Source organism: Neptuniibacter sp. SY11_33 (assembly GCF_047778025.1).
GTDB lineage: Bacteria > Pseudomonadota > Gammaproteobacteria > Pseudomonadales > Balneatricaceae > Neptuniibacter.
In genome coordinates this window covers 3527133-3553939 of record NZ_CP180543.1, presented here as the reverse complement: position 1 = coordinate 3553939, position 26807 = coordinate 3527133, and the positions used below count along the sequence as shown (strand labels likewise).

At 45.6% G+C, this 26807-nt stretch carries 26 protein-coding genes and 1 other RNA gene; 16 read left to right on the top strand and 11 right to left on the bottom strand.

Annotation, left to right across the window (positions count from 1 at the left end; translation table 11 throughout):
* Positions 1-78: 78 nt before the first annotated feature.
* Positions 79-864 carry a phosphatase PAP2 family protein gene (locus ACMXYV_RS16935; protein ID WP_415889578.1) on the bottom strand — a complete coding sequence of 262 codons (786 nt, stop codon included), beginning with the start codon at positions 862-864 and terminating at the stop codon, positions 79-81.
* Positions 865-975: 111 nt separating this feature from the next.
* Here ACMXYV_RS16935 and hslO point away from each other — a divergent pair, with 111 nt between their 5' ends.
* From hslO to ACMXYV_RS16915, 4 genes are all read left to right on the top strand, one after another.
* Positions 976-1845 (top strand): Hsp33 family molecular chaperone HslO, encoded by an 870-nt coding sequence (hslO, locus tag ACMXYV_RS16930; RefSeq protein ID WP_415889577.1) that lies wholly within the window; start codon positions 976-978, stop codon positions 1843-1845.
* A gap of 209 nt (positions 1846-2054) precedes the next feature.
* Complete coding sequence (locus ACMXYV_RS16925; RefSeq protein ID WP_415889576.1) at positions 2055-3602, top strand: phosphoenolpyruvate carboxykinase; 1548 nt, start codon at positions 2055-2057, stop codon at positions 3600-3602.
* A gap of 116 nt (positions 3603-3718) precedes the next feature.
* Positions 3719-4690, top strand: coding sequence for an alpha/beta hydrolase (locus tag ACMXYV_RS16920; RefSeq protein ID WP_415889575.1), 972 nt, complete (start codon positions 3719-3721; stop codon positions 4688-4690).
* A gap of 15 nt (positions 4691-4705) precedes the next feature.
* Positions 4706-5806 (top strand): poly(3-hydroxybutyrate) depolymerase, encoded by a 1101-nt coding sequence (locus ACMXYV_RS16915; protein ID WP_415889574.1) that lies wholly within the window; start codon positions 4706-4708, stop codon positions 5804-5806.
* Positions 5807-5831: 25 nt separating this feature from the next.
* Here the strand turns inward: ACMXYV_RS16915 and ppx are convergent, their stop codons facing one another.
* Positions 5832-7346: an exopolyphosphatase gene (gene ppx, locus ACMXYV_RS16910; RefSeq protein WP_415889573.1), complete on the bottom strand. Its 1515-nt coding sequence runs from the start codon at positions 7344-7346 to the stop codon at positions 5832-5834.
* Between the two features lie 300 nt (positions 7347-7646).
* Between ppx and trxA the strand changes: the two genes are divergently transcribed.
* The 6 genes from trxA (at position 7647) to ACMXYV_RS16880 (ending at position 14305) form a co-directional block, all read left to right on the top strand.
* On the top strand, positions 7647-7973 hold the full coding sequence (gene trxA / locus ACMXYV_RS16905) for a thioredoxin TrxA (protein WP_415882785.1): 327 nt from the start codon (positions 7647-7649) through the stop codon (positions 7971-7973).
* A 229-nt stretch (positions 7974-8202) separates the two neighbouring features.
* Entirely contained in the window at positions 8203-9462 is a 1260-nt protein-coding gene (gene rho, locus ACMXYV_RS16900) for a transcription termination factor Rho (RefSeq protein ID WP_007021413.1), read from the top strand.
* A 63-nt stretch (positions 9463-9525) separates the two neighbouring features.
* Positions 9526-11004, top strand: a complete 1479-nt coding sequence (gene ubiD / locus ACMXYV_RS16895; protein WP_415889572.1) for a 4-hydroxy-3-polyprenylbenzoate decarboxylase — start codon at positions 9526-9528, stop codon at positions 11002-11004.
* Between the two features lie 3 nt (positions 11005-11007).
* Positions 11008-12054 carry a 2Fe-2S iron-sulfur cluster-binding protein gene (locus ACMXYV_RS16890; protein WP_415889571.1) on the top strand — a complete coding sequence of 349 codons (1047 nt, stop codon included), beginning with the start codon at positions 11008-11010 and terminating at the stop codon, positions 12052-12054.
* Between the two features lie 265 nt (positions 12055-12319).
* On the top strand, positions 12320-12949 hold the full coding sequence (locus ACMXYV_RS16885) for a hypothetical protein (protein ID WP_415889570.1): 630 nt from the start codon (positions 12320-12322) through the stop codon (positions 12947-12949).
* Between the two features lie 132 nt (positions 12950-13081).
* Positions 13082-14305: an EAL and HDOD domain-containing protein gene (locus ACMXYV_RS16880; protein ID WP_415889569.1), complete on the top strand. Its 1224-nt coding sequence runs from the start codon at positions 13082-13084 to the stop codon at positions 14303-14305.
* A 48-nt stretch (positions 14306-14353) separates the two neighbouring features.
* On the opposite strand, the gene ACMXYV_RS16875 is transcribed toward ACMXYV_RS16880, so the two are convergent.
* From ACMXYV_RS16875 to hemC, 4 genes are read right to left on the bottom strand one after another with little or no spacing between them, the layout of a single operon-like run.
* Positions 14354-15607, bottom strand: a complete 1254-nt coding sequence (locus ACMXYV_RS16875) for a heme biosynthesis HemY N-terminal domain-containing protein (protein ID WP_415889568.1) — start codon at positions 15605-15607, stop codon at positions 14354-14356.
* Positions 15607-16881, bottom strand: coding sequence for a uroporphyrinogen-III C-methyltransferase (locus ACMXYV_RS16870; protein WP_415889567.1), 1275 nt, complete (start codon positions 16879-16881; stop codon positions 15607-15609). The genes ACMXYV_RS16875 and ACMXYV_RS16870 overlap by 1 nt, the downstream gene beginning before the upstream one ends.
* A complete protein-coding gene (locus tag ACMXYV_RS16865; RefSeq protein WP_415889566.1) occupies positions 16878-17654 on the bottom strand; it encodes a uroporphyrinogen-III synthase in 777 nt (258 codons plus the stop codon). Before ACMXYV_RS16865 ends, ACMXYV_RS16870 begins: the two co-directional genes overlap by 4 nt.
* A 25-nt stretch (positions 17655-17679) precedes the next feature.
* Positions 17680-18621 carry a hydroxymethylbilane synthase gene (hemC, locus tag ACMXYV_RS16860; protein WP_415889565.1) on the bottom strand — a complete coding sequence of 314 codons (942 nt, stop codon included), beginning with the start codon at positions 18619-18621 and terminating at the stop codon, positions 17680-17682.
* A 167-nt stretch (positions 18622-18788) separates the two neighbouring features.
* Here hemC and argH point away from each other — a divergent pair, with 167 nt between their 5' ends.
* On the top strand, positions 18789-20183 hold the full coding sequence (gene argH / locus ACMXYV_RS16855) for an argininosuccinate lyase (RefSeq protein WP_415889564.1): 1395 nt from the start codon (positions 18789-18791) through the stop codon (positions 20181-20183).
* A 74-nt stretch (positions 20184-20257) separates the two neighbouring features.
* On the opposite strand, the gene ACMXYV_RS16850 is transcribed toward argH, so the two are convergent.
* Complete coding sequence (locus ACMXYV_RS16850; protein ID WP_415889563.1) at positions 20258-20776, bottom strand: glycine cleavage system protein R; 519 nt, start codon at positions 20774-20776, stop codon at positions 20258-20260.
* A 53-nt stretch (positions 20777-20829) separates the two neighbouring features.
* Here ACMXYV_RS16850 and ACMXYV_RS16845 point away from each other — a divergent pair, with 53 nt between their 5' ends.
* A complete protein-coding gene (locus tag ACMXYV_RS16845) occupies positions 20830-21753 on the top strand; it encodes an AEC family transporter (protein WP_415889562.1) in 924 nt (307 codons plus the stop codon).
* A 180-nt stretch (positions 21754-21933) separates the two neighbouring features.
* The gene (locus ACMXYV_RS16840; RefSeq protein ID WP_415882773.1) at positions 21934-22059 is read left to right on the top strand and encodes a hypothetical protein; all 126 of its coding nucleotides are present in this window, start codon (positions 21934-21936) and stop codon (positions 22057-22059) included.
* Positions 22060-22072: 13 nt separating this feature from the next.
* Here the strand turns inward: ACMXYV_RS16840 and ACMXYV_RS16835 are convergent, their stop codons facing one another.
* The 4 genes from ACMXYV_RS16835 to ACMXYV_RS16820 all read right to left on the bottom strand — a co-directional run bounded on the left by ACMXYV_RS16835 (position 22073) and on the right by ACMXYV_RS16820 (position 23500).
* Positions 22073-22660, bottom strand: coding sequence for a 5-formyltetrahydrofolate cyclo-ligase (locus tag ACMXYV_RS16835; protein ID WP_415889561.1), 588 nt, complete (start codon positions 22658-22660; stop codon positions 22073-22075).
* A 9-nt stretch (positions 22661-22669) separates the two neighbouring features.
* Positions 22670-22850, bottom strand: a non-coding RNA gene (ssrS, locus tag ACMXYV_RS16830) — 6S RNA.
* A gap of 126 nt (positions 22851-22976) precedes the next feature.
* Positions 22977-23294, bottom strand: coding sequence for a cell division protein ZapA (locus tag ACMXYV_RS16825; protein ID WP_415889560.1), 318 nt, complete (start codon positions 23292-23294; stop codon positions 22977-22979).
* Positions 23291-23500 (bottom strand): TIGR02449 family protein, encoded by a 210-nt coding sequence (locus ACMXYV_RS16820; RefSeq protein ID WP_415882770.1) that lies wholly within the window; start codon positions 23498-23500, stop codon positions 23291-23293. Before ACMXYV_RS16820 ends, ACMXYV_RS16825 begins: the two co-directional genes overlap by 4 nt.
* Positions 23501-23635: 135 nt before the next feature.
* Between ACMXYV_RS16820 and ACMXYV_RS16815 the strand changes: the two genes are divergently transcribed.
* From ACMXYV_RS16815 to ubiH, 3 genes are read left to right on the top strand one after another with little or no spacing between them, the layout of a single operon-like run.
* Positions 23636-24247, top strand: coding sequence for a UPF0149 family protein (locus ACMXYV_RS16815; RefSeq protein ID WP_415889559.1), 612 nt, complete (start codon positions 23636-23638; stop codon positions 24245-24247).
* The gene (gene pepP / locus ACMXYV_RS16810; protein WP_415889558.1) at positions 24247-25563 is read left to right on the top strand and encodes a Xaa-Pro aminopeptidase; all 1317 of its coding nucleotides are present in this window, start codon (positions 24247-24249) and stop codon (positions 25561-25563) included. The genes ACMXYV_RS16815 and pepP overlap by 1 nt, the downstream gene beginning before the upstream one ends.
* On the top strand, positions 25560-26807 hold the full coding sequence (gene ubiH, locus ACMXYV_RS16805; protein WP_415889557.1) for a 2-octaprenyl-6-methoxyphenyl hydroxylase: 1248 nt from the start codon (positions 25560-25562) through the stop codon (positions 26805-26807). Before pepP ends, ubiH begins: the two co-directional genes overlap by 4 nt.

Here is a 26807-nt window from a genome sequence, read left to right as displayed (position 1 = left end):
GATCAAGGCGCTACAGAGTTACATGTTTAGATCTGGATTTCTTATCTGTTGAGGCTTGTTCGGACCAGAAGATTATTCCTACCTTTGTTGCAGTATTGGTAGTTTATTTAGTCCTGGAATCTTACCAAACACACTAATCAGTGGTTTTAGCAATTTATGTGCACCATTAGTCAGATGGTGCATTAGTGGGGTACAGAAAGCCCAGCTCAGGGTAATCATCGCTGAGAAAGCCCCGCCGACTAAATTGTCGCTCGCCCAGTGAGCTCCGCCAACGACGCGCGGTAGCATAAATAGCACGGCTAAAAATAGAGCGGATAAGGAAAGCCAGCTACGTGCATTTAGCATCATAAAGCCTGCCCAAGTTAGAACGACGGTAGCGTGGTCTCCAGGGAAGGTGGATGTTGCACTGTCTTTGGCTGGAATATCCGGAACAATCTGACTAAATCGATATGCTGGTTCCAGCAACAAGGTTGGGCTCTTGCCACTTAATTCCGCAGCTTTGGTAAAGTTAGCCACCCCTTCTCTGACGAAGAACATCAAAACGAGTAGTAGGATAAATCCGATGATGGCTTGTTGAAGGCGGTCGCGTTTTATGCCGAAACCCGGGAAGGTTAGACTCACCAGCATGATCGTTAGAGGGACCAGATCCATAATGCGCACATTCGCCCACGCCCAAAAACGGGTCCAGCCATTATCTTCAGACAAGGTGCCATTCAGAATAAAGAATAGGTTGTGGTCGATGCTGCGCCAGAAAGCAAAGCCTGTTTCTGTAACGAAGAAGCTAAACCATGCAAACGCAAATAAATGTCCAAGGAAAAGAGCTTTTAAATTCCAAGTCTGCCTGAAAACGGTGATATCGTTCATACTGCAAATACTGTCCCGAATTGTTAGACAGATATGATAAAATACCTGTATTGACTTGGGTACCTGTCTGGGCCCTCTTATTTTCCACTTATAACTCGATAGAATCCCCTCATGAGTAATCCTGATCAGATTCAGCGTATCCTGTTCGATGAATTGGATATACGCGGCGTTGTTTCCGGCGTACAGCAAACCTGTGCCGATTGTTTTGAAAACCATGACTATCCCGCTGTGATCCAGCAGGTGTTAGGTGAAATGTTAGCAGCGGTAAGCTTGCTTAGCTCGAACCTAAAATTCAAAGGTCGTCTAATTCTTCAAGCTCAAGGTCGAGGGAATGTTCGTGTGTTAATGGCGGAATGTAACCATGACCGCGATCTGCGCGCGATTGCTCGTTACGAAGGTGAGCTGGATGAGCAAGCTAACTTTGTGGATCTATTACCGCAGGGGCAAGTGGTGCTGACAATAGAGCCGGAGCAAGGGCAGCCTTACCAAGGCATTGTGCCGCTGGATGGCGAGAATCTAGGCAAATGCTTAGAAAACTACTTCCTAAGCTCTGAGCAGTTGCCAACCCAGATTCAGTTAGCTTCTGACGGTGAAAAAGCAGCAGGTATGATGCTGCAGGTATTGCCAGCGCAAGGCACAGGCGAAGAAGACTGGGATCGGGTCAGTCACTTAGCGTCCACGCTTAAGAGTGAAGAGTTATTAGAGTTGGATAACGAAACATTGTTGTACCGTCTTTTCCACGAAGAGCAATGTCGTCTATACGAACCGGATGAAGTTCGATTTAAATGTACCTGCTCCCGTCAACGCAGCGAAGCCTCCTTAAAACTTGTCGAAAAAGCAGAGCTTTTAGAAGTGCTAGAAGAGCAGGGCAAAGTGGCTGTTAACTGCCAGTTCTGTAATGCGCAGTATGATTTTGACGCTGCAGATATTGAAGCATTGTTTGCTGAAAACGGCGCTTCAGGCGGCTCACAAGTACATTAAGCGAACTTATATTAGGTATTCTGGTGGTGAATTTGCTGTAAAATCAATCAAATAAGCCTGTTTTTGCGGCAGGTCAAATGCGAATTGATTTCAACAATGGCACAGCGTCCGATTTTTGTGCATAATACGCCTCCTTATAATTACGATACACCATAGCCTTACGCCTTATTAGGTAACGTTATTGGCGCCTATGCCAAGGGAACCCAGTAATGACCAAAGATTCTGTTAATATTGCACACCACAACTTAAGCCCAGCTAAGCTGGTTGAGACAGCCATTGCCAACGGTGAAGGAACACTTGCTGACACTGGCGCATTGGTAGTGACAACAGGTAAACGTACCGGTCGTTCTCCGATGGATCGTTTCATCGTTGAAGAGCCAAGTACTGCTGATTCTATCGATTGGGGTAATATCAACCGCCCATTCGATTCAGACAAATTTGATGCGTTATGGACTCGCGTAGAAGAGTTCATCGCAGATAAAGAGCACTTCGTGTCAAACGTACACGTTGGTTCTGATCCAAACCATTATCTTGCTGTAAACATGACTACTCAGACTGCATGGCAGAACCTGTTTGGTCAGAACCTTTTCATTCGTCCTGCGGAATACAATCCGAAGTCGAAAGAAGAGTGGCAGATCCTAAACGTTGCTGGCTTCGAATGTGATCCAGAGCGTGATGGCACTAACAGCGATGGTTGCGTAATCATCAACTTCGCTAAGCGTAAAGTTTTGCTAGCAGGCATGCGCTACGCTGGTGAAATGAAGAAAGCGATGTTCTCTGTACAGAACTTCCTGTTACCAGAGAAAGACGTATTGCCAATGCATTGTTCTGCAAACGTTGGTGATGACAACAGCACAACGTTATTCTTCGGTCTATCTGGTACAGGTAAAACAACTCTATCTGCTGACCCTTCTCGTTACCTAATTGGTGATGATGAGCACGGTTGGGGTAAAGGTGTTGTATTTAACCTGGAAGGTGGTTGCTATGCTAAAACTATCAACCTAAGCCAGAAGAATGAGCCAATTATCTGGGACGCTATCCGCTTTGGTGCGATCGTAGAGAACGTTGCTCTAAACGATGCACGTACAGCTGATTACGATGACACGTCTCTAACTGAGAACGGTCGTTGTGCATACCCGCTACAGCATGTTGAAAAACGTACTGTATCTAACATGGGTGAAGAGCCAGATTCTATCGTATTCCTAACGTGTGACCTGACTGGCGTATTGCCACCAGTATCTATCCTGACTAAAGAAGCGGCTGCGTACCACTTCCTATCTGGTTACACTGCACTTGTAGGATCTACGGAAATGGGTTCAGGCGGTGGCATCAAGTCTACTTTCTCTACTTGTTTCGGTGCTCCTTTCTTCCCTCGTCCAGCGCACGTTTACGCTGAGCTTCTAATGAAGCGTATCGAAGAGTTCGGTTCTAAGGTTTACCTAGTAAACACTGGTTGGACCGGCGGTTCTTACGGTACTGGCGAGCGTTTCAGCATCCCAACTACTCGTGGCATCATCTCTGCTATCCAGAATGGTTCTCTAAACGGTGCTGAGACTGAGAAGCTAGAAGGTCTAAACCTAGAAGTACCAGTTGCGGTTGAAGGTGTAGATAATACACTGCTTAACCCGCGTAACACTTGGGCTGATAAGTCTGGTTACGATGCAACTGCAAACGACCTGATCGGTCAGTTCGTAGAGAACTTCAAGAAGTTCGAAGGTGTTTCTGAAGAGATCATTGCAGCGGGTCCTAAGCTATAAGTGGCTAGCTAGCATTTGAAAAAAACCTCGTATTTATACGAGGTTTTTTTTTGCCTTTGTTTTGTAAAAAGCATATTTGTATCAAATGTATGCTTATTAAATCAGGGAGTGATTTTATGAAAGGCTTTAGCCAGAGGAATGTATTCCTAGGTATTTTGAGTTGCTTATTAAGTTTTGCTGTCTATGGTGAGGGCTTTCGGGGCCAAATTACCAGCAGAGGTTATACGCAATATTCCGATGTAAAGTACGGCGCGCACCGATCCCAGGCATTTGATGTTTATACAAGAGATGATATTTCAAATGCGCCTGTAATCTTTATGGTTCATGGTGGCGCGTGGTCGAAAGGGGATAAGTCGGCTGAGAGTGTTGTGCTAAACAAGGTGCAGCGCTGGGTTGCTGCTGGCTTTGTATTTGTTTCAGTCAACTATCGTCTGGTGCCTGAAGTGACGCCGCTCGAGCAGTTGAAGGATCTGCAGCAGGCGCTTGTGACTGCGCAAAATAGTATGCGGCAATTCGGTGGTAGTCCTGATGATTTTTTATTGATGGGGCATTCGGCAGGGGCGCATTTAGTTGCTTTGCTTTCATCTACACAGGCCGAAGTCATCAAGAAGGGAGGGAATTCGTGGTTAGGATCTATTTTGTTGGATAGTGCTGCTCTAAATGTTCCCGAGATAATGAGGTCAAAGCATTATGGCTTCTACGATAAGGCGTTTGGCTCTAACCCGGAGTTTTGGTTGCAGGTCTCTCCTTATCATCAGATCAAATCAGATCTTAATTCCGTACTGCTTATTTGTTCGAATGGGCGGTCGAAGGCGTGTGAGCAAGCAGATCGCTATGCTGAAAAGGCTAGGTCTTATGGTGTTTCTGCTTCGGTTTTAAAATCCCCTTATTCGCATAAAGATATTAATGTTCAGCTAGGACTGGTTAATGATTACACAGGGCGTGTGGAGCAGTTTATGTCCAGTTTGGGAGTTCAAGTGCAAATTGTTTTAATGCAAGTGAAAACCGATGCTGGGAATAGTAGTGGAACTCGAGTAGGCCCTATTAGACACCTTATCCAACGAATTAATGATAAAAGCGCTGATTGATCACAAGGAGAGACTATGGTCCGTTTATTACTGCTCTTAGGATGTTTTACGCTTGCAAGTAGCGTCCATGCAGAAAGCCATGACAAAGCTTTATCATCTCTAGCGCTTCCGGTGTTAAATGCCATGTCAGATCAAACCTCCATATCTGGCTTATCCTCAGGCGGTTTTATGGCTGCTCAGTATCATATTGCATATTCTGAGAATCTAGTGGGCGCTGGGATAATTGCTGGAGGACCGTGGAATTGTGTCGCGAGTATTCCCGGAAATGATCTGACGCCTAAGCTCGTGAGCGCCACCACAACCTGTATGGACCCCTGTAAATACAGTTGGTTTGGTTGTCCTGATTCTCTATATCCCAATAGCCGTTATTTGTCCGAACTAGCTAAGGCTGAGGCGGAGCGCGGCAGTATAGCTAGGTTAGAGAATCTTTCTGACGACAAAGTTTATATTTTCTCAGGTCTTAAAGATAAAACGGTGAAGCAGGTCGTGGTCGATCAGACCGTGTCTTTCTATGAGCACTTAGAGCTTGATGAAAGTGCTATTCGATATGACAACAGAGTGGCTGCAGGGCACGGATTTATTACCGATGATCTTGAAGATAACCAATGTGGCCTGACAGAGAAACCATGGATTAACAACTGTGGTTTCTCTCAAGCACGGCGCTTGTTAGAGCATATCTATGGGGAGTTAGAGGTAGATGTTAAAGAGCTGTCAGGTGAGCTGATTAAGTTTGATCAAACGCCATTCATTTCAGGCGAATACAGTAGTCTAGATGACATAGGTTATGCCTATATTCCTGAGAGTTGCCGTAGTGAATCTTGCCGAGTGCATGTGTCTCTGCATGGTTGCCGTCAAGGTCACGAATTTTTGGGGGATCGGTTCGTAAAGGACGCAGGTTATAACGAAACAGCGGATGCTAATCAGTTGATTATCCTTTATCCGCAAGTGAAACCATCCTCAATCATGCCTTTAAACCCTCGTGGCTGTTGGGATTTTTGGGGGTATAGCAGTAATAGCTTACCGCCATATCATTACTATAAAAGAAGTGCGCCACAGATGAAGGCGATCAATCAAATGGTAAATCGCTTAACCTCAAAACCGACTAATGAGTTTTAGCAGTGCAAGTTTGATGATTGGATTGTTAGCTGAATTTGAGCTTCATGTCGGCGCTTTCTAGATAACTCGCTTCCTGCTCAAGCCCTGCTTCTGTCAATGGATGATGAGATAGCCAGTCCTCAGGGAAGTTCATATGCAGTGTTTTGCCATCAAAGCTAAACGTTATCGCCGGTAGGCGATCTGAAGAGCGACTGCGATGCAGTACAACTGCCAATCTTAGTAACACGCAGAGTCGACGATAGGGTTCTTGCAAACGTTTAGGTAGCGCTTTGAACTCGTCTTTAGGGAATTTGCGGCGATGACCACGGACGAGAGTTGCCAGTTGTTGTTGCTCGCGCGTCGTAAAGCCGGGTAGATCGGAGTGGCTAAGCAGATAAGCGCTATGTTTGTGGAACTGGCTGTGTGCGATTGTAAGGCCAATTTCATGGGTGCGTGCTGCCCAGCAAAGCATATCGTAGTGTTTCGAGGAAAGGTGCCAGCTTTCCTTCAATTGAGCCCAAGCAAGCAGAGCAGTTTGTTCGACACGTTCGGCTTGCTCTTGGTCAACATGGTAGCGCTGCATTAGTGCGGTGATGCTGCGATCACGGACATCTTCATGCTTTAAACGGCCTGCCATATCATAGAGAACGCCTTCACGCAGTGCGCCTTCGGAGAAGCTCAATTTCTCAAGATTTAGAGCTTCGAATATACCGCATAAGATGGCAACACCTGCAGTTAGGACGGTTTTTCGTTCAGTTTTAATGCCATTAATGTCGATATCGTCGCTGTGTTTGAAGGTCAGCAGAAGATCTCTAAGTTGTTGTAATCCTTCCCAGGTAATTGAATCTTGGCTGTAGCCATAATCTTGGCAAATATTACGAACGGCTTTGATTGTGCCTGATGCACCTACTGCACTGTTCCAGCCTAGATTGCGATATTCTCGGACGATCGATTGCAGTTCTTGGCGAGCGGCTGTGCGAGCGCGTTTAAAGTTGGAGGCAGAGATAATGCCATCTTTAAAATAGCGTTTGGTATAGCTAACGCAGCCCATATGGAGGCTTTCCATAGTGCGGGGCTCAAAGCGCTCGCCAATAATAAACTCGGTACTGCCACCACCAATATCAATGACTAAGCGGGAGCCTTGATCATCTGCAAGTGTGTGGGATACACCTAAATAGATAAGGCGTGCCTCCTCACGACCCGCGATTATCTCCAGTGGAGTTTCTAGGATAGCTTCAGCTTCCTCAATAAACTCTCGGCTATTCTTGGCTTCACGAAGAGCGTTGGTGCCTACGACTCTAACGGAATCTCTAGGGAGATCTTTGACGCGCTGGGCAAAACGGCTGAGGCATTCAAGCCCACGTTGTTTTGCTTCATCTGTCAGGTAGCGTTTCTCATTGATGCCAGCGGCCAGTTGAACTTTATCGGACAAAAGGTCAATTGGACGTATCTCACCCTGATCAAGTTGCGCGACAACCATATGGAAACTGTTAGATCCTAAATCAATAGCTGCTAAGCGTTGATCATCTTGTTTATCTGAAACAGTTGAAGGCTCTGTCATGCGTTATCGTCCTATGACCCGATATGGAAGGCTGAGCTAGATTACCAAAAGTACTGCGGTACTGCAGGTGCTTTTCATCTTTTGTTTTAAGGCTTTTAATTTATAAGGATAGTCTACTGAAAATATGCTCTGGCAACCCCATGAAATGGGGTTTTATGGCGTTTGAGGTTTAAGCTTATAGCTAAATAATTGACCGTTATACTAGGGAATTACCCTTGTAGGCGTTACACAATAGGCGGTGAGGATGCTATTATCGGCAGTCTTATTGAAAAATAATGGGCGCAGCGGAGAAAAGTTCCCATGAGTGAAAACATTGTAAATGTTACAGATGCTTCCTTTGAGGAAGATGTTCTCAAAGCTGAAGGTGCAGTATTAGTTGATTACTGGGCTGAGTGGTGTGGTCCTTGTAAGATGATCGCCCCTGTTCTGGAAGAGATCGCTAAAGAGTACGGTGACCAGTTGAAAATTTGTAAACTGAACATCGATGAAAACAGCGAAACTCCACCAAAATTTGGTATTCGCGGTATCCCTACATTGATGCTTTTCAAAGGCGGTAATGTAGAAGCTACTAAAGTTGGCGCACTATCTAAATCGCAGCTATCTGCGTTTATTGAAGCTAATCTTTAATAGATTGATACCTAGAAAGTGTAATGTGGCTCAAAACATTACACTTTCTTACCTTTGCACTATAGACAGACTCTTACCTACCTTCTATAGTGTTGCTTGTTTGGTCCTCGCGCTAAAATCTTTTTCCTTCTTTGTATTTTATGCGAGAGCGTTTTGACCAACGTTCGACTTTCTTCTTAAATTCCATCCACATATTAAAAATTAGCTTCGTGCTACTTTTCTTCAAACTATGAATCTTACCGAACTAAAAACAAAAAGCGTTCCCGAGTTACTTGAAATTGCCAAAGGCATGGGAATGGATAATCTGGCTCGTTCCCGTAAACAGGATGTTATTTTCGCTATTCTTAAGCGTCATGCGAAAGGCGGTGAAGACATCTACGGTAATGGCGTCTTAGAAATTCTGCAGGATGGTTTTGGTTTCCTGCGTTCCGCTGACTCCTCATACCTAGCTGGCCCGGATGATATTTACGTATCTCCAAGTCAGATTCGTCGTTTCAACCTACGTACAGGTGACACGATTGCGGGTAAGATTCGTCCACCTAAAGATGGTGAGCGTTACTTTGCATTATTAAAAGTTAATGAGATTAACTACGATAAGCCTGATAACGCGAAGAACAAGATCCTTTTCGAAAACCTGACGCCTCTATTTGCGCAGGATCGTCTGCGGATGGAAATTGGTAACGGCAGTACAGAAGATCTGACTGCACGTGTTATCGATCTGGTTTGCCCAATGGGTAAAGGTCAGCGTGCTTTGGTTGTATCACCACCAAAAGCAGGTAAGACTTTGATGCTGCAGAACATTGCTAACAGCATCACCCGTAACAATCCAGAAACTCACCTGATTGTATTGCTAATCGATGAGCGTCCTGAGGAAGTAACAGAGATGCAGCGTACCGTTCGCGGTGAAGTGGTTGCATCTACCTTCGATGAGCCGCCATCACGTCACGTTCAAGTGGCTGAGATGGTTATCGAGAAAGCTAAGCGTCTAACTGAGCACAAGAAAGACGTGGTTATCCTTCTGGATTCCATTACGCGTTTGGCTCGTGCCTACAACACAGTTATCCCGTCTTCCGGTAAAGTACTAACCGGTGGTGTTGATGCGCATGCTCTAGAGCGTCCTAAGCGCTTCTTTGGTGCTGCTCGTAACATCGAAGAGGGTGGTAGCTTAACAATCATCGCAACTGCGTTGGTTGATACGGGTTCTAAGATGGACGAAGTTATCTTTGAGGAATTCAAAGGTACGGGTAACTCTGAAGTTCACTTGGATCGTAAAGTTGCTGAAAAACGTGTATTCCCAGCAATTAACATCCGTCGTTCTGGTACGCGTCGTGAAGATCTTCTTACATCTGAAGAAGAACTACAGCGTATGTGGATCCTGCGTAAACTTCTAGATCCAATGGAAGACACTGCAGCGACAGAGTTTGTTATCGACAAACTGAAAGACTTTAAAACAAACGACGAATTCTTCCTTTCGATGAAACGGAAGTAAACCGGTTTGCGTATTAAAGGGTGAGCATCTGCTTGCCCTTTTTTATATCTACTAGGTCTGATTATGGCGACACCCAAATATAAAGATCTGCGTGACTTTATCCACATGCTGGAAGAGCGTGGTGAGTTAAAGCGCATTAAGCAAGAGATTGATCCTAATCTGGAGATGACCGAGATTAGTGATCGTACTCTCAAAGCAGGCGGTCCAGCTCTGCTGTTTGAAAACCCTAAAGGTTCCTCTTATCCAGTGTTAGCTAACTTGTTTGGTACGCCTGAACGTGTAGCGATGGGTATGGGAGAGGAGTCTGTAGAAGCGCTTAGAGATGTAGGTAAACTCTTATCTCAATTAAAAGAGCCTGAACCACCTAAGGGTATGAAGGACGCTTGGGAAAAGCTGCCTATCTTTAAACAAGTGCTCAATATGGGCCCTAAGCTGGTTAAGTCAGCGCCTTGCCAGAAGCATGTGATCGAAGGAGATGATGTTGATCTTAATACCCTTCCTATTCAAACTTGCTGGCCGGGGGATGCAGCCCCATTGGTTACTTGGCCTTTGGTGATTACACGCGGTCCTAATAAAGAGCGACAGAACTTAGGTATCTACCGTCAGCAATTAATCGGTAAAAATAAACTGATTATGCGTTGGCTAGCACACCGTGGTGGTGCACTTGATTTTCGCGAGTGGAAGCAGGAGTATCCGGGTGAAAAATTCCCTGTTGCCGTTGCTTTAGGTGCTGACCCTGCAACGATTTTGGGTGCAGTGACACCGGTTCCTGATACCTTGTCTGAGTATGCTTTTGCGGGCTTACTGCGTGGTGGCAAAACGGAAGTTACTCAGTGTATTGGCAATGATCTTCATGTACCTGCTAGCGCTGAGTTTATCTTAGAGGGTTATATTGATCCGGACGAGATGGCAGATGAAGGCCCATTTGGTGACCATACGGGTTACTACAACGAGGTTGATAGCTTTCCTGTATTTACGGTCGAGCGAATTACCCATCGCAGTAATCCGATCTATCACAGCACTTATACTGGCCGTCCACCTGATGAGCCAGCCATATTAGGCGTAGCGCTGAACGAAGTGTTCGTACCTATTCTGCAGAAGCAATTCCCAGAGATCGTAGATTTTTATCTGCCGCCAGAAGGATGTTCCTATCGTATGGCGGTGGTGACGATTAAGAAGCAGTATCCGGGTCATGCTAAGCGTGTGATGTTGGGTGTTTGGTCGTTCTTAAGACAGTTTATGTACACCAAATTCGTGATCGTTTGCGATGATGATGTGAATGCCCGTGATTGGAATGATGTGATCTGGGCGATCACTACGCGTATGGATCCTCAGCGAGATACGGTGATGATCGATAATACACCGATTGATTATCTCGACTTTGCTTCGCCTGTGTCCGGTCTCGGCTCTAAAATGGGCATGGATGCGACCAATAAATGGGAAGGTGAAACAACCCGTGAATGGGGCGAGCCTATTGTTATGGATCCTGAAGTTCAGAGCAAAGTGGACGATATCTGGGACGAATTGGGTATTTTAAAGTGATCTATGCCTAAGCATATTCTGATCGAAAATAATGGAGATCGAATCCTATCAAGATCAGATGAAACCCTGCTGGAAAGTTTACATCGAGCAGGGTATAAAATGCGCGTCAGCTGTCGCAATGGTGTCTGTGAAATTTGCGAAGTAAAGCTGCTTGAAGGCGAAATTAAACAGCGTTATCCGGAGCTTCACCTCTCTGTTGATAGCGTTCAAACTACTCGTAGTGCACCAAGTGTACTAGCATGTACATGTAAACCCTTAAGTGATGTAAGGGTCAGGATTGAAGGGTTAAAGAACCCTGGAGAGTTATCTGTGAAAAAGCTCCTTTGTGATATTAAGGCATTTGAAAAGCTAAACCTCGATGTGTACCGCATCCGTCTGCAAATGCCTGCAACGGCTTCTCTGTCTGCCGAATTTTTTGCTGGTCAGTATTTAGATATCTTTTTACCAGACGGTAAACAGGCTTCTTTTTCTATTGGTTCTGCGCCAGATACGGGGCGTGATATCGAGTTACATATCCGTCATATGCCTGAGAGTGATATGTCTAATGCGATTATCGGGCATTTAAAAAGCGAAAAAACGGTAGAGATTGAGTTGCCTAAAGGTGATTGCTACCTACAAGCTCATAAACTAAAGCCAAATACACGTTTAATTTTGGCTGCGGCGAGCACGGGCTTTGCGCAAGTAAAGAGTGTGGTAGAGCATTTATTGGCTAACCAATTTGGTAACCCAATTTATATCTATTGGGGCGCTTGTGTAGAAGAAGACATGTATTTGGAAAAGTTGCCAATGCAATGGGCTGCAGAGCATCCAAATGTTCACTTTGAGCCTATTGTGAGCGAGCCAGAAAATAGCCCGGGCTGGACAGGCCGTACAGGTCTTCTGCCAGATGCTGTTTTAGAAGATTTTACCGGTTTTGAAAATGTAGAAATCTTCGCAAGTGGCTCTCCGGGTATGGTTTATGCGTTGCTAGATGCGTGTGAGCCCCGAGGGTTTGAAGAAGCGAATATGCACTCTGATGTATTTGCTTATGCACCAAGACCTAAGAGCTAGTTCACTTCTTTCTCGATAAAGGAGCCCTTGGCTCCTTTTTTATTGCTCAATCGTCCTTAAAAGCGCGTTTTACACATTGCTAAATGTAACAAAGCTTTCTGATCAATGCTTTTCTGATCATTTTTTATTAGAATCCACGGTTCGCGCTTACCCTAATCGCTTAGTTATGAATCTTTATCTGGACGGTTATCGATGAGCATCGAGCGCAGAATTGCGCTAGCTTGACGTTTTACTTGTTTCTATCAACTTACTTGGATGTATTCTGATGCAATCATTCGCTGCTCTAATGATTCGTTCCCTTGTTTATCTGCTCTTTATGGCAGGCGTAGCAAATATCTTTGCAATGGAAGGTTATACCCTATTGGCTGAGAGTAAGTATGATGAAGGTTCGGCGACAGAATTGATGCACGATACGTTTGCTTTCGTTACCTGTATGCTGTTCTTAATCGGTGCTTATTACAGTGACACGTTGCGCCCAGCTGCTGTGGTTGTTGCAACGCTGAGTGGCATGATGCTGATTCGTGAGTTTGATGCTTTCTTAGATGAGAATATGTTTGATGGTGCATGGCAGACGCTGGTTTGCATCTTAATTGCGACATCGACTTTATATTTGATTAGACAAAAGCATCCGGTTAAGCCTTCCCTAATTGAGTTCTCGAAACTATCCAGTGCTGGTATCTATCTGAGTGGCATCTTGGTTGTATTGGTATTTTCACGTCTGTTTGGCCGCGGTTCCTTCTGGGAGGCGGTGATGGGCGATGGCTATGTTAGGGTCGTAAAGAATATCGTAGAAGAGGGAACTGAACTGATGGGCTATTCAATATTGGTTATCGCTGCGGTTGAGTTTTTGTGGCAGATTGTTAGTCAACGAAGAGAGAGCCTTTATAACCGATAGGTTATAAAGAGTTGAATAGAGCAAATATAAAGAGGAGCTAAGAGCTCCTCTTTTGCTTTGGACTGGCAATAACGTCAGTAGCGGGATAAGCTGTATTAAATCCGTAATTGCCTCAGGGACTTTTACAGTTCTATGGATGGGAAAAGCTCTGAAGTATTGATGGTTCGACAGCCTATCTTTGATCGGAACCTCAAGATCATCTCTTACCAGCTGCGCTATCAATATTCTGAATACATCGAAGACTCGTTGTTTGACCCTGAAACTGAAGGGTCAATGCTCGTTATGCATACCTTCACCAGTCTCTTTCAAGACGGGCATATCCATAAAGTACCTGTATTTCTGCCTTTTCCTAGTTCGATGCTGCAGGAGGGGAGCTCTCTAGCGTTGCCTAGAAAAGAGATAGTTATTGAAGTGCATCCAGATATAACGGTTACTGAAGAGGTAATATCTCACCTTAAAATGCTTTCCAAACAGGGGTATAGGCTCGCTTTAGATGGATTTACTATGCAGCCGCACCTTATTCCGCTGGTGAAGTTGGTCAATATCATCAAAATTGATTTTAGTTTGATGCATCGGACTAAAATCAAAAAATTGGTCGCCACGCTCAATAAAGCGAAGAAGACTGCACTTGCACAAAATGTAGATGATTTTGAAACCTTAGTGTTTTGCAAAAAGGTTGGTTTTAAGCTGTTTCAAGGAGGCTTTATCAGTCGTCCGGTTAAAGTGCTAGGGAAAGATATACCCGGGAATAGCGCTGCACTTATGCAGCTTTTACAGCAGTTGCAACGACCGGATATTACCCCAGCTGAGATTGAAGAACTGATCATTATGGATCCAAAGCTCAGCTTTAAAATCCTAAAAGTGGTTAACTCAGCTGCTTATAAGTTGAGTCGCTCTATTGATTCAATGCATCAGGCAGTGGTTATTTTAGGACATGATCAAATACGGAAGTGGGCAACCCTGATCACATTGGCAAGTAATCCTGATAAGCCTGAGGAGCTCGCTAGAAATTTGTTAGTGCGTGGTCGTATGTGTGAGTTGCTGGCCGAATCCTCAGAGGCTTTGCAGCAAGACAGTTCTTTTATGGTGGGAATGATATCTCAGCTGGATATCTTGCTGGATGTGGAGATGGATGAGATTCTGCGTCAAATCCCTCTTGATGATAGCATTAAACAGGCGATTTCTGATTTTGAAGGGGACTTAGGTGAATTGCTTAAAGCGGTGATTGCCTTTGAACAGGCTGATTGGGATGAGGTTGAAGCTTCGCCTTTTGGCAAAGAGTTTTTTGATGTGGCTTATCGCCATAGTTTGCATTGGGCAGAACAGGCGATGGAGGCCTTAGTGCAAACGGAATAAATAAAAAAGGATGCCATAAGCATCCTTTTTAATGGATTAGTAAAGCTATTAAGCGCTAGCTTGTTGCTCTACTGGCATTGGTAGTTCAGGCAAGCCTGATGCCACAATGCTTAGGTTTTGTTGTAGTAAGCCTTGTGCCTTTTCATCTTCGCCTAGGTGGCGAAGTAGGCGGGTTAACTCACCTAAGGTTTCTGGTCGAGCATCTAGCTCAAGGCTTTGCTCAAAGTACTTAACCGCTTGTCCCCAGTGCTCATTACGTAAGGATAAGCGACCTAGGGTTAATAGAAGTTCAGGGCTTTCTGCATGGGCTTTCTGCCAGCTACGAGCACTATCAAGCTGCTTCTTGGCATTCTCGCCGTTGATGCGGCCATACAACGTAACCAGATTCTCGTCCCAATTTTTCTTAATCAAACTGCGAAGGTTTTGCTCAGCACGATCTTCGGCGCCAAGAGAAACTAGCAGCTCGGTGTAATGCTGAACGATTTCACCATTCTTAGTTTGCTCTGTCGGTAGATCAGACCAAGCATCGCTTAATGCTTTCAGGCGGTCTTCTTCGCTAGTTTCTACTGGAAGATTGCTCACACTGTCTTCAAGAATGTGAGCGCAGCATTCTGCGCTTAGTTCATATAGCTCTTCCGTTTTTAGCGCTTGGTGTTTACGCAGTGCAGGAATCAGTTGTGAAAGCGCTTTCCAGTCATTCAGGCGAATGTAAACATCTTTCAGCAGCTTCATCACGTATGTGTTTTTAGGTGCTAGTGTGCGCAAACGTAGAAGCGTAGCAAGGCAAGGCTCTAGCTGACCCCGAGATAGTTGAATCTCAGCTTGAGAGATAGCAACAGTTACTTCAGCCTCAGGCGTTGTATTACGTGCCTTTTGTAGAAGTTCGTCAGCTGCAGCTTCATTGTTTTGCTCATGTGCAGCCTTTGCCGCAGCTAGGTAGTTTACTAGCGGAAGATCCGAGCGCTCAGCAGCTTGTGCTAGTTGCTTCTGTGCTTGAGCCCAGTTGCCTTCAGATAGCGAGGTTAAGCCTTTCAGTGTCTTGCGGCGGCTGATCAGCTGGTTTCTGTTATCTTTCCAGGCTTTTAGCTTAGTGGTTGGCAACTGAGTATGAGTCACTAAGTTTAGTAGCCAGTGCCCAATGACAAAACCTACGGCCAAAACGATGAGAAGAACCCACAGGCTGGTTTCGATCGTTGTTTGGTTATAGGCGATTAAGACATAGCCTGAATCTTTGATCATCATCTCGCCGACAAATGCGCCGCCAGCCAGAATGATCAGTAAGAGAAGGACAAGTTTTTTCATTATGAAGCCCCTTGTTCCTTAAGTTTTGTCATATGAGCAAGGTAGTTCTTAAGGCTGCGTAGAGAGCTAGAAATATCTGGCATCTCAGCCGTTACTTTAACGCTTTTTAGCTCCGAAATACCACGCAGCAAGCTTTGTGTAGTACCGTCGCTTTGCTCGAAGTAAGTAGAAACCCAATCGTGCGCTTTGTTTAGGCTGGCATCATAAGATGACTGCTTGCGTTGCAGTAGAGCAAGCTGAGCTTGTTCTAGCATTAGGTGAAGGTTTTGCTGCAAGTAGTAAGTTTGCTGTGGTGATAGCAATGGTTCAATTGGCTCATCACGGTGCTGGATAACGACAAGCTTGTTAAGTTTGTCAGTTGCTTTGCTCCATGATTCTTCTAAGCCAGCAGTCCAAGACTCTTCGACCACTTCTGGCGTCACTTCTTCCAATAGGTCTGGCAGCTTGTGCTGTTTCGAGATTGGGATTAAACGCAGGTTTTGTACCTGGTTGTTTAATGCGCCAAGCTGGAGGAAAACGCCTTCTGTATCCAATACTGGCACCGCTTCTAATGCTGCAATATCAGCAGCTAAAGCCTTGCGTACATCGTAAATGGAAACGTCGTCAGTCTCTTTTAGGATCTTGTCAGCAGATTTTAGCAATTTCAGTGCGCCTGCAGACGTTTGTTCCATTAGTACACGCTGATTAGCGAGACGTAACAGGTATTCCACTTCAGCCAGAAGCCAGTCTTTACGATTGGTTTTCTGGTTAGCTGTCACTTGCTGGATGCTTTTAGTTAGACGTGCTTGCAGCTCATCAATGTTGTTTTTATCTGCTTGGCTTTGAGATTTTAGTTGGCCTAATGTTTGGTTCATGCCAGCTAATGCTTGATCGACAGAGCCTCGAGCGTCGCTGAGAGAGGAGCTAACCTGAGCTTCAATAGCTGCGTTATTCTGAGCAACACTGTCACTTTGTTGTAGGGATAGCCAGTACAGGTAACCAGCAGCGCCTAAAGCGATAATCGAGATAGGCAGTGCTAGTTTGCCAGGCCATGTTGCAGGCTTCTTCTCTTTCTCTGCTTTTGGTTCAGTAGCAGATTGTTCTGATGCAGCCACATTGTCTGCTTCAGCCGATGTTGCTTCTGCTTCTTTGTTCGTCTCTTCTGCAGTAGCAGCTTCATCCTGTTTAGCGACTGCTTCTGTAGTTTCTTCAACCACTTCTTCAACAACCTCAGTTGCAGGTACGTCTTGAGTGGTTTTCTTATCTTCCTGTGATTGTTTCTTTTTGTTGCTCATCTGTCGATTTCCGCAAAAGTCAGTGACTGCTTCAGGGTGTCGATCATTGCTTGATCGTCAGGTCCCGAGGCCGTGGTTACTCTGTTGAATCCAGCTGCTTCGGCAGCTTTTTTAATACGTTCACTGGGCACAACAAGATGACAGCGTAATAGTGAATCAGTGCTGAATTTCCCATTAGGGCGCTGTATCAAGTCCAGTAAATTGTCGAGTCCCGCACCGCTGCTGATAAATATGGCATCTAAAGGCCGATTAAAAAGGGTATCGGCAATATCAACGTCGGAATATTCAGGACATTCACGGCGGTAGAGTTCAGCATAGCTAACCTCTGCTCCCCGTGCACGAAGTTCAGTGGCTAATTTTTCCCGTCCACCCTGGCCTCGCATAATTAAAATATTGTCGCCAGTAATCTGTTGTAGCGCCGGTGATGCTAACAGCGCTTCTGAATCGTACCCCAGAGGGCTGTGATAGGCATCTATACCATAGTTGCTCAATAATGCCGCACTTTGTTTGCCGATGGCTAGCCATTGAACGCCTAGTGGGAGTTGAGGCCAGTATAAATCGATCCACTCATAACCAATCTCTACTGCATTTGGACTGATAAAAATGACATGCTGAAATAGGTCGAGATCTAAAATGTGTTGTTTCAGCGAATGAAAGCTTTTATCAGTTTCAGAGATAGGTTGGATTTTGAGTAGCGGAAAGGGGATAGGTTCCGCGCCAAGGGCGCGGAGTTGTTCGGTAAGCTTTTGGGCCTGATGCTCAGGACGTGTCACCAGAACCCTAAGGTTGGCGAAGGAGTTAGGCATCTGCTTTGTTATATACTGCGTCCAAAATCTCTTTAGCACCTGCGACTAACAGGCGATCAGCCAGTTCTACGCCAATAGCTTCGGCATCAGCCGGAGCGCCACGTTGTTCGTCGCGCAGAATCAACGTGCCGTCTGGTTTTGCAACTAGGCCGCGTAGGTATAGTTCAGAGTTGTCATCGTTCAGCGTCGCGTAGCAGGCGATCGGTACCTGACAGCCGCCTTCAAGGCGTTTGTTCATTGCGCGTTCTGCCGTTACACGCCAAGCCGTTTCGGTGTCATGTAGAGGCTTAAGAAGCTCATGCAGTTCAGCGTCATCTGTACGGCACTCAATGCCTACAGCGCCTTGGCCGCCTGCCGGTAGGCTGAAATCTACAGAAATTTCTGAACGAATACGCTCAGGCATTTCTAGACGAATCAGACCTGCAGAGGCAAGGATGATCGCGTCATAGTCGCCTTCATCTAACTTACGTAGGCGTGTATTGACGTTACCGCGAAGCCATTTGATCTTTAGGTCAGGGCGTTTTTCGCGAATTTGCGCTTCACGACGTAAGGACGAGGTGCCGACTACAGCGCCTTGAGGTAGTTCATCAATGCTGTTGTATGTATTAGAGACAAAAGCATCGGTTGGCTGTTCGCGCGGACAGATCACGGCTAAACCTAAGCCTTCTGGAAACTCCATCGGTACATCTTTCATGGAGTGAACCGCGATATCAGCTTCACCAGCTAGCATTGCTTCTTCGAGCTCTTTTACAAACAGGCCCTTACCGCCAACTTTGGCTAGCGGTGCATCTAGAATCTTGTCGCCTTTAGATACCATGCCGAGTAATTCGACCTTAATGTCTGCGTGATGGCGTTCTAGCTCGGCTTTTACATATTCTGCCTGCCATAGGGCCAGTGGGCTTTTACGGGTAGCAATGCGGATGGTTCTGCTCATAAAAGTAGTCTCAAATACGGCATATTTAATATTTGTTGCCGATTGTAGCAGATTGCAGGGCGCGATATAGACACCTCAAGCGAAAGGGCGTGATATAATGTCGCGCAAATTTTGTGATATCGGCTAAAAATAGCTGATTAAGTCTCCGAGTAATTTGAGGTTTTCCCATGAGTGATAAAACTAACCAGCAGTGGGGCGGTCGTTTTAATGAGCCAACGGATGCTTTCGTTGCGCGTTTTACGGCTTCCGTTGAATTTGATCAGCGTATGTATCTGCAGGATATTCGCGGTTCTATTGCTCATGCGAAGATGCTGACAAAAGCAGGCGTTCTTACAGAAGAAGAGCGTGACGATATTATCCGTGGTCTAGGCGAAATTCGTGTCGAGATCGAGCGCGGCGAATTTGAATGGTCAATTGAGCTAGAAGATGTGCACATGAACATCGAAGCGGCTTTGACTAAGAAAATTGGTATCACGGGCAAGAAACTACATACAGGTCGCTCTCGTAATGACCAAGTAGCGACAGATATTCGTTTGTATCTACGTGATGAAATCGATCTGATCTTGGCTGAAATCACGCGTTTACAGCAGGGCTTATTAGGTATTGCTGAGCGCGAAGCTGATACGATCATGCCAGGCTTTACTCACCTTCAAACAGCTCAGCCAGTGACCTTTGGTCATCACCTGCTTGCGTGGTTTGAGATGCTAACCCGTGACTTCGGCCGTTTCGAAGATTGCCGTGAACGCGCCAACATCATGCCACTAGGTGCTGCAGCACTTGCGGGTACGACTTACCCAATTCAGCGTGACCTAACTTGCGAGTTACTTGAGTTTAATGCACCGGCTGAGAATTCTTTGGATGCGGTGTCTGATCGTGACTTCGCGATCGAGTTCTGTTCCGCGTCTAGTATCTTATTGATGCACCTAACGCGTATGTCTGAAGAGTTAGTTCTATGGACATCTGCTCAGTTTGATTTCATCAACCTGCCGGATCGTTTCTGTACAGGCTCTTCAATCATGCCGCAGAAAAAGAACCCAGATGTACCTGAGCTAGTACGTGGTAAATCCGGTCGTGTTTACGGTCACTTGATGAGCTTGCTAACGTTGATGAAGTCTCAGCCACTGGCATACAACAAAGATAACCAAGAAGATAAAGAACCGCTGTTTGATGCGATCGATACAGTGAAAGGTTGTCTGCGTGCATTTGCTGACATGGTGCCTGCGCTTGAGTCTAAGAAAGAGAGTATGCGTGAAGCGGCGCTTCGCGGTTTCTCTACAGCGACTGACTTGGCGGATTACCTAGTGCGTAAAGGTATGCCTTTCCGTGATGCTCACGAAGTTGTAGGTAAATCTGTAGCGTACGGTATCGAGCAGAATAAAGATCTAGGTGAAATGACGTTGGAAGAGCTTGTTCAGTTCTCCGATACGATCGAGCAGGATGTATTTGAAGTGCTAACGCTTGAAGGTTCTGTTGCGGCGCGTGATCACATTGGTGGTACAGCGCCAAATCAGGTACGTGCAGCAGTGAAGCGTGGTCAGGCTAAATTGGATGAGCGTGGTTAATAGCTCATCTCAGAAATAAAAAACGCGCTGCCTTGAGAAAGGTAAGCGCGTTTTTTGTTTGTCTGCGTTATGGTTTATTTATCTAAACTGATATCAACCATTAGATCGCTGGCAATATTTTCTAAATCCTGTTGTAGCTCATCTAAGTCTAGGTCGCTAGATGCGAGTAGTTCGGCTTCGGCTTTAAATAGCAGTTCGGCCGACATAGAACCAGACACTAGTTCTGTGTTTAGGCGCTCAACATTCACGTGGCGTTTAGCCAGTGCGCTTGAGATGTCGCGAACGATGCCAGGTTTGTCATGGCCAACTAGCTCAAGTTTAAAGTGCTGAGAAGCGCCAGTCGCTTCAGGTGCTGAAGATTGCTCAACAGTGACTTTTAAGCCTTGAGCGTCTAGCGCTGTTAGCGCTGCAGTTAATGTAGCTGCTTTATCTTCAGGAACTTCGGTGATTAGAATGCCGGCAAACTTTCCAGCTAATCTGGACATACCGGATTCAAGCCAGTTGCCGCCATTTTCAGTAATGGTTTGCGCTAGCATTTCGACCAGACCTGGTTTATCAGGACCGATGACGGTTAAGACAAGAGATGTCATCATTGTAGGCTCCACTCTGTACATCATTATTAACTTTATAAGATCACTATAACATTATGATCGAAATTATCAGTGCTCTATGGCCGGTATTTGCGCTTATTTTATTAGGCTATGCGGCGAGAAAGAGCGGTTTTTTGACCGATGACTTTTGGGGGCAGGCGGAAAAGGCGACCTACTTTGTGCTGTTTCCTATTTTGTTGGTGTCCCGATTAGCCAGTACCGATATGACAGCTGTTCCTCTGGATCAGGTAGGGTTGGCTGTTGTGTTGCTGGTTTTTGGGGGCAGTTTGTTGGTCTTTTTGGCGAAACCGTTCTTGAGTGTTGATGCAGCGGGTATTACCTCTATTTATCAGGGTGGAGTTCGTTTCAATGTTTATGTGGGCTTGGCTGCTTCCGCAACCTTGTTTGGTCCTCAAGGGGTAGTGGTAGGTGCAGTGGTCATGGCGCTCATGATCCCCTTGCTGAATTTCTGCTGTGTGCTGGTCTTTTCCTACTTTACCCGTAGCACTCAAGATTTTAAGAGTGTGTTGTTAGCGTTGTTAAAGAACCCACTTATTGTCGGTAGCTTGTGTGGCCTGTTGTTAAATCAGTCGGGGGTAGGTTTTCCGGATTTTCTGATGCCTATCGCTGATTTCTTAGGTCGAATGGCTCTGCCGTTAGGGTTGTTATCTGTCGGAGCGGGCCTCAGTTTTAAAGTCTTAATGAAAAGTGGTCAAGCGCTCAGTGTGACCTCGTTGATCAAACTGTTATTAATGCCCTTATTGGCCTTTCTGATCTGTGCTGTATTGGGGCTGCCAAATGCTGAAATTATTTGGTTGTACGCTGCCTTACCAACGGCTGCATCTTCTTACATTCTGGCGCGTCAGCTTGGTGGGGATGTGAAAATGATGGCTGCTATTATCACCGGACAGACTCTTTTCTCGATGTTAACCATACCTTTTATGATGATTTTTCTTAATTTTCTGCAAAAAAGTTTATAAATCAGTAGGTAATTGGCTCTTTTTGCAATATTAGATTAAAATAATTATGTAACTGGCCGATAGTTTTATTGCCCCATGATTTATAAGGGGTTGCAAAAAACTGTGTTTATGAAAAACTACGGCCGGGCATTAAGTAAACGAGCGTTTGTTTAATGTGTGGTAAACCTTATAGGCAGAATAATGAAAAAAGGTCCTGATCTGGTTCTAATCTTGGTAGTCGTGTTTGTACTAGGGTCTGTAATGACCGGCGTATCGCATGCAGATTTCCAGTTTGCTTCTCTGTTTGAGCAAGTCTTTAACAGCTAAGCTTTCAATTGCGTTATAGATAGCTTTCGCTATCAGTAACAATCGATGTTAGAGGGATATCCCAACTCTCTACAGGTAGCTCTTCTACTCTCTGAATTTCATGCGCTAGCCCGATAAGGCTTGGTCCTTTCATGCTCTTCTTCAGATTTTTAAAGCCGAATGTGCGGTCATAGTATCCTCCGCCCATACCCATGCGATTGCCTTTAGCATCGAAGGCGACTAAAGGTAGCAAAACTAAATCTATCGCCCAAGCGGCTCTGCGTTTGTGTGGCTGTAGTTTCGGCTCTCGGATTCCGTAGATATTCTTAATCATCGGCGTTTGGTTTGTGTACGACGTAAACCATAAGCGATTGTGAAGAATAGGGTGTAATACAGGTAGGTAGACTTCCTTGCCTAGTTTCCAGCAGTAATGAATCAATGGTTCAGGGTTTATCTCACCGTCATTCGGTAGATATATGGCGATGGTTTTGGCGCGTCTGAAATCTGCTCGTGTGCGTATATTCTTCAACAAACCATGTGCGGCTTGTTTTTGTTGTAGAGGGGTTAAGGAGCGTCTGAGTCGACGAATGCGCTGACGAAGCTGTTTGCGTTGTTGATTCATAGCGATATGAAGATCCCCAAGGTGCCGGTGTCGGATATGGCCCTGAACCCGAAGGTTCAAGGAGGTGGTTACTGAGTATCATTAGGCTTTCCGGTAAATCGGACATGCACACCAGAAACTACGAGCAACCCCCAAAAGTGTGATTATCGGCTCGAGGGACGTAACCAACGGTCGAACACCCCAGGGCATGTTTTTATTATACCCTTTATGATGCCGGTGTCAGGACTTGTAATAAAAATATTTTCTGCTAGGTGGTGTTATAACTGGCTGTTAAATATGGATTTTTCTTAAGTTGAAAAGTTTTCAAGGACAGTGGTTAACTGTCCGAATCAACAGTTTGTGTTTCGTTGATTAACGCTTGATCAATTTTGTTGCCGAGGTGACGTAGGCGTTCTTCAATATTACTGGTGTTCGCTTGTTTGGATTGCAATAAATCATGAGCCAAGTTGAGTGCTGCCATCACTGCTATCCGCTCAAGCCCTAGCACTTTGCCTGTTTTTCTGATCTCTAGCATTTTCTCATTTAGAAAGTCTGCGGAAGCTAATAATTCAGCTTCTGCGTCAGCCGGACAGTTAAAATTAAACTCTTTGTCTAGCAGAGTAATAGTGACAGGTTGGGATTCGGGCTGGCTCATTTGTTTTGCTCCAACGCTTTAAGTCGCATGATCATCGCTTGAATTTTGGATTGCGTTTGTTCGTTGAGCTGTACTAGTTGAGCACGCTCCTCTTTAAGCTGTTGTTCACGGGCACGCAGCTGAATGTTTTCCTGATTTAGTTGTTCGCAGCGTTCCAGAAGTTGATCGATTTTCTGTTCCAGCGCGTTAAAGTAATGCTCAGTCATGCAGAAAGAATGCCCCTAAAGCTAAATTATTCTCTGCAGGACTATAATCAGCCCCTGTCTGTGGGTCAATGACGCTGCACAGGAAGTGTTGAAATGCTAGGATTAACAGCACGATATTATTGATGGATTCGATTCATGTCTTTAGAAAATGTACCTGTAGATTTACCCGATTTTGAACTTATCGCAAATATGTTTGTAGAGGAGGGGGTGAGAGCTGTTTCACCTTCGGAACTTCACGGAGTTATTTCGGGACATTTAGCTGCGGGTGCACGTTTAAAACCAGCGGCGTTGGAGCAAATTGTTAATGAATTGCTTGATATAGAATCCCTCTCCCAAGACAGCAGTAAGTCGGTGGTAACCAACCTATATACAGCGACACTTGGCTGTATGGACAGTATGGATCTGGAGTTCGATATGGTGCTTCCAGATGATGAAGATGAGATCTCTATGCGTGCGGAATCGTTAGGGCGTTGGTGTCAGAGCTTTTTGAGCGGATTTGGTCTCTACGGTAAACATACAGATGCCAGCTTATCGCCTGAAGCGAAAGAGACTCTCAATGACCTTGGTCAGATAGCACAAATTTCTTCCGATCTAGAAGAGCTTGATGAAAATGAAGCGGATCTGATGGAAGTTCAAGAATATGTGCGTATGGCCGTTCTGATGCTGTTCACCGAGTGTAATAAAGCGTTAGAAGAGAAAGAAAAAGAGTTTGCTAAAGCTAAGCCAGAAAACAACAGGTTGCACTAATGAAGATTGGTCTTGATCAGTTTGTCGCACGTCGTGCTGCGTTGATGGCGCAGATGTCACCGGGCAGTATCGCGATTATTCCTTCTGCGCAGATGAAACAGCGGAATAGCGATGTTGAATATCCTTTTCGTCAGGATAGCAACTTTTACTACTTAACTGGTTTTAACGAACCGGATGCAGTGTTGCTATTGATGCCGGGTCGGACAGATGGTGAATCGGTGCTGTTCTGTCGTAATCGTGACAAGCTGATGGAGATCTGGAATGGGTATCGTGCAGGGCCTGAAGGCGCTGTTAATGACTACGGCATGGATGAAGCTCATGCCATTGATGAAGTCGATGATATCTTGCCTGGCTTGTTAAATGGTGTATCTAGAATCTATTACTCCATTGGTAAAGACGAAGAGCTTGATCAGCGTGTTCGACACTGGCTTAACCTGATTCGCGCAAAAGTACGCCAAGGGGCAGTAGCGCCTTCAGAATTGGTGATGCTGGATTGCCTGTTACATGAAATGCGCTTGATTAAGGGTGATGCCGAAAAAGAGATGATGCGTCGTGCCGGTGAGATCTCAGCACAGGGGCATATTAAGGCGATGCAACTATGTAAGCCCGGTGTGATGGAATATCATTTAGAAGCGGAAATTTTACACCACTTTGCGATGAATGGCGCGCGCCAGCCAGCTTACTCGACCATTGTGGGTGGTGGAGCAAATGCTTGTGTGCTGCACTATATCGAAAACAGTGAACCACTCAATGATGGCGACCTAGTGTTAATCGATGCTGGTTGTGAGCTAGATCATTATGCCGGCGATATTACACGTACTTTCCCTGTAAATGGTCGCTTTAGTCCAGAACAAGCGGCAATATACGAGCTGGTTTTGAAAGCACAGAAAGCTTGTATTGAATTCGCAAAACCGGGTGTTTTGTGGGAAGCCGTACACGAAAAATCGGTAGAAGTGTTAACTGCAGGACTGATTGAGTTAGGTTTGCTATCGGGTACGCTGAGTGAAGAGATCTCAGCGGGTCGCTACCGTGATTTTTACATGCACCGTATTGGTCATTGGTTAGGTATGGATGTTCATGATGTTGGCGATTACAAAGTCGATGGCGAATGGCGTCCGTTAGAGCCGGGTATGGTGATGACGGTTGAGCCAGGTATCTATATCGCTGCGGACAACGAAAATGTTGAACCTCGTTGGCGCGGTATTGGTGTACGTATTGAAGACGATATCTTGATCACTGCAGAGGGTAATGAAAATCTCACTGCGGCTGTGCCGAAAGAAATTGCAGAAATTGAAGTGTTAATGGCAGCAAAATGAAACAGCACTATGACATCGTGGTGATTGGTGGCGGCATGGTGGGTGCGAGCTTAGCTTGTGCCCTACTGCCTGCAAGTGAACAGCTTGATCTGAATATCGCCGTAATTGAAGCCTTTCCTATGCCTGAGAAAAGCGCACTGGAGTATCAGCCGAGTTATGATTCCAGAGCTACGGCATTAGCTTATGGTAGTCGCTCTATCTACGAAGTCATGGGTATCTGGCCAACACTAAAAGCGCATTTAGCACCCATCAAACATATTCACGTTTCAGATAAAGGTCATTTTGGTGTGACGCGTCTGCATGCAGAGCAGGAAAGAGTACCTGCGTTGGGCTATGTGGTCGAAAACCAATGGCTTGGACGTGTCCTGCTAGATCGTTTGCAGCAGGATGATGCGAATCGCATTGATTTTATCTGCCCTGCCGAAGTGACAGATGTTCAGTATGGCTCTGACCAGATGGGCGTCACCCTAGAAAAAGAGGGTGAGACGCATCAGTTAACGACCGAGTTAGTTGTGATGGCTGATGGTGGCCGTTCCTCATTGCGTGAAGGGATGGGCATGAACTACAGCGAAACAACCTACGAGCAACATGCTGTCATAGCCAACGTCAGCTTAGACCGCTCACACAACGATATTGCTTATGAGCGTTTTACCGATACGGGCCCTATGGCGCTGTTACCCTTGGAAGAACAAAACGGTGAGCATCGTTGTGGCTTAGTTTGGACAGTGCCTAATGATCAAGTCGATGAAGTGATGGCGCTGGAAGAGGCTGAGTTTATAGCGCGTTTGCATGAACGCTTCGGTCATCGTGCAGGTAATTTTGTCAAAGTAGGTGAACGACATACCTATCCGTTAAAATTGGTTTTAGCGCAGGAACAGGTACGTCAGGGTTTAGTGGTTTTAGGTAACGCTGCGCATGCCTTGCATCCAATTGCCGGGCAAGGGTACAACTTGGCGTTACGTGGTGTTGTCGCTTTAGCTGATCGCCTAATTCAAGCCCGTAAGGCGGGTGGCAATCTAGGTGACTTAAACGTACTTCAGGATTTCTACGAACAGCAGCGACAAGATCAACAGCGTACGATTGGGCTTAGCGATCAGACTATGAGACTGTTCTCCAATAATAATATTCTGCTTGCCGCTGGGCGTAACCTAGGCCTGCAACTATTAGACATATGTCCGCCTGCTAGAACTGTTTTTGCCCGCGGTGCTATGGGCTTAGATATGCCCGCTCCAGACCTGAAATAG

Excerpts from the sequence above, each read along its gene's own strand:
- ACMXYV_RS16935 (WP_415889578.1), bottom strand. The coding sequence starts at position 864 with ATGAACGATATCACCGTTTTCAGGCAGACTTGGAATTTAAAAGCTCTT.
- hemC (WP_415889565.1), bottom strand. The coding sequence starts at position 18,621 with ATGAGCAGAACCATCCGCATTGCTACCCGTAAAAGCCCACTGGCCCTA.
- ppx (WP_415889573.1), bottom strand. The coding sequence starts at position 7,346 with ATGACAGAGCCTTCAACTGTTTCAGATAAACAAGATGATCAACGCTTA.
- ACMXYV_RS16920 (WP_415889575.1), top strand. The coding sequence starts at position 3,719 with ATGAAAGGCTTTAGCCAGAGGAATGTATTCCTAGGTATTTTGAGTTGC.
- pepP (WP_415889558.1), top strand. The coding sequence starts at position 24,247 with ATGAAGATTGGTCTTGATCAGTTTGTCGCACGTCGTGCTGCGTTGATG.
- ACMXYV_RS16885 (WP_415889570.1), top strand. The coding sequence starts at position 12,320 with ATGCAATCATTCGCTGCTCTAATGATTCGTTCCCTTGTTTATCTGCTC.
- ubiH (WP_415889557.1), top strand. The coding sequence starts at position 25,560 with ATGAAACAGCACTATGACATCGTGGTGATTGGTGGCGGCATGGTGGGT.
- hslO (WP_415889577.1), top strand. The coding sequence starts at position 976 with ATGAGTAATCCTGATCAGATTCAGCGTATCCTGTTCGATGAATTGGAT.
- ubiD (WP_415889572.1), top strand. The coding sequence starts at position 9,526 with ATGGCGACACCCAAATATAAAGATCTGCGTGACTTTATCCACATGCTG.
- ACMXYV_RS16840 (WP_415882773.1), top strand. The coding sequence starts at position 21,934 with ATGAAAAAAGGTCCTGATCTGGTTCTAATCTTGGTAGTCGTGTTTGTA.
- ACMXYV_RS16850 (WP_415889563.1), bottom strand. The coding sequence starts at position 20,776 with ATGATGACATCTCTTGTCTTAACCGTCATCGGTCCTGATAAACCAGGT.
- ACMXYV_RS16835 (WP_415889561.1), bottom strand. The coding sequence starts at position 22,660 with ATGAATCAACAACGCAAACAGCTTCGTCAGCGCATTCGTCGACTCAGA.
- ACMXYV_RS16880 (WP_415889569.1), top strand. The coding sequence starts at position 13,082 with ATGGATGGGAAAAGCTCTGAAGTATTGATGGTTCGACAGCCTATCTTT.
- trxA (WP_415882785.1), top strand. The coding sequence starts at position 7,647 with ATGAGTGAAAACATTGTAAATGTTACAGATGCTTCCTTTGAGGAAGAT.
- ACMXYV_RS16820 (WP_415882770.1), bottom strand. The coding sequence starts at position 23,500 with ATGACTGAGCATTACTTTAACGCGCTGGAACAGAAAATCGATCAACTT.
- rho (WP_007021413.1), top strand. The coding sequence starts at position 8,203 with ATGAATCTTACCGAACTAAAAACAAAAAGCGTTCCCGAGTTACTTGAA.
- ACMXYV_RS16925 (WP_415889576.1), top strand. The coding sequence starts at position 2,055 with ATGACCAAAGATTCTGTTAATATTGCACACCACAACTTAAGCCCAGCT.
- ACMXYV_RS16845 (WP_415889562.1), top strand. The coding sequence starts at position 20,830 with ATGATCGAAATTATCAGTGCTCTATGGCCGGTATTTGCGCTTATTTTA.
- ACMXYV_RS16825 (WP_415889560.1), bottom strand. The coding sequence starts at position 23,294 with ATGAGCCAGCCCGAATCCCAACCTGTCACTATTACTCTGCTAGACAAA.
- argH (WP_415889564.1), top strand. The coding sequence starts at position 18,789 with ATGAGTGATAAAACTAACCAGCAGTGGGGCGGTCGTTTTAATGAGCCA.
- ACMXYV_RS16890 (WP_415889571.1), top strand. The coding sequence starts at position 11,008 with ATGCCTAAGCATATTCTGATCGAAAATAATGGAGATCGAATCCTATCA.
- ACMXYV_RS16875 (WP_415889568.1), bottom strand. The coding sequence starts at position 15,607 with ATGAAAAAACTTGTCCTTCTCTTACTGATCATTCTGGCTGGCGGCGCA.
- ACMXYV_RS16915 (WP_415889574.1), top strand. The coding sequence starts at position 4,706 with ATGGTCCGTTTATTACTGCTCTTAGGATGTTTTACGCTTGCAAGTAGC.
- ACMXYV_RS16870 (WP_415889567.1), bottom strand. The coding sequence starts at position 16,881 with ATGAGCAACAAAAAGAAACAATCACAGGAAGATAAGAAAACCACTCAA.
- ACMXYV_RS16815 (WP_415889559.1), top strand. The coding sequence starts at position 23,636 with ATGTCTTTAGAAAATGTACCTGTAGATTTACCCGATTTTGAACTTATC.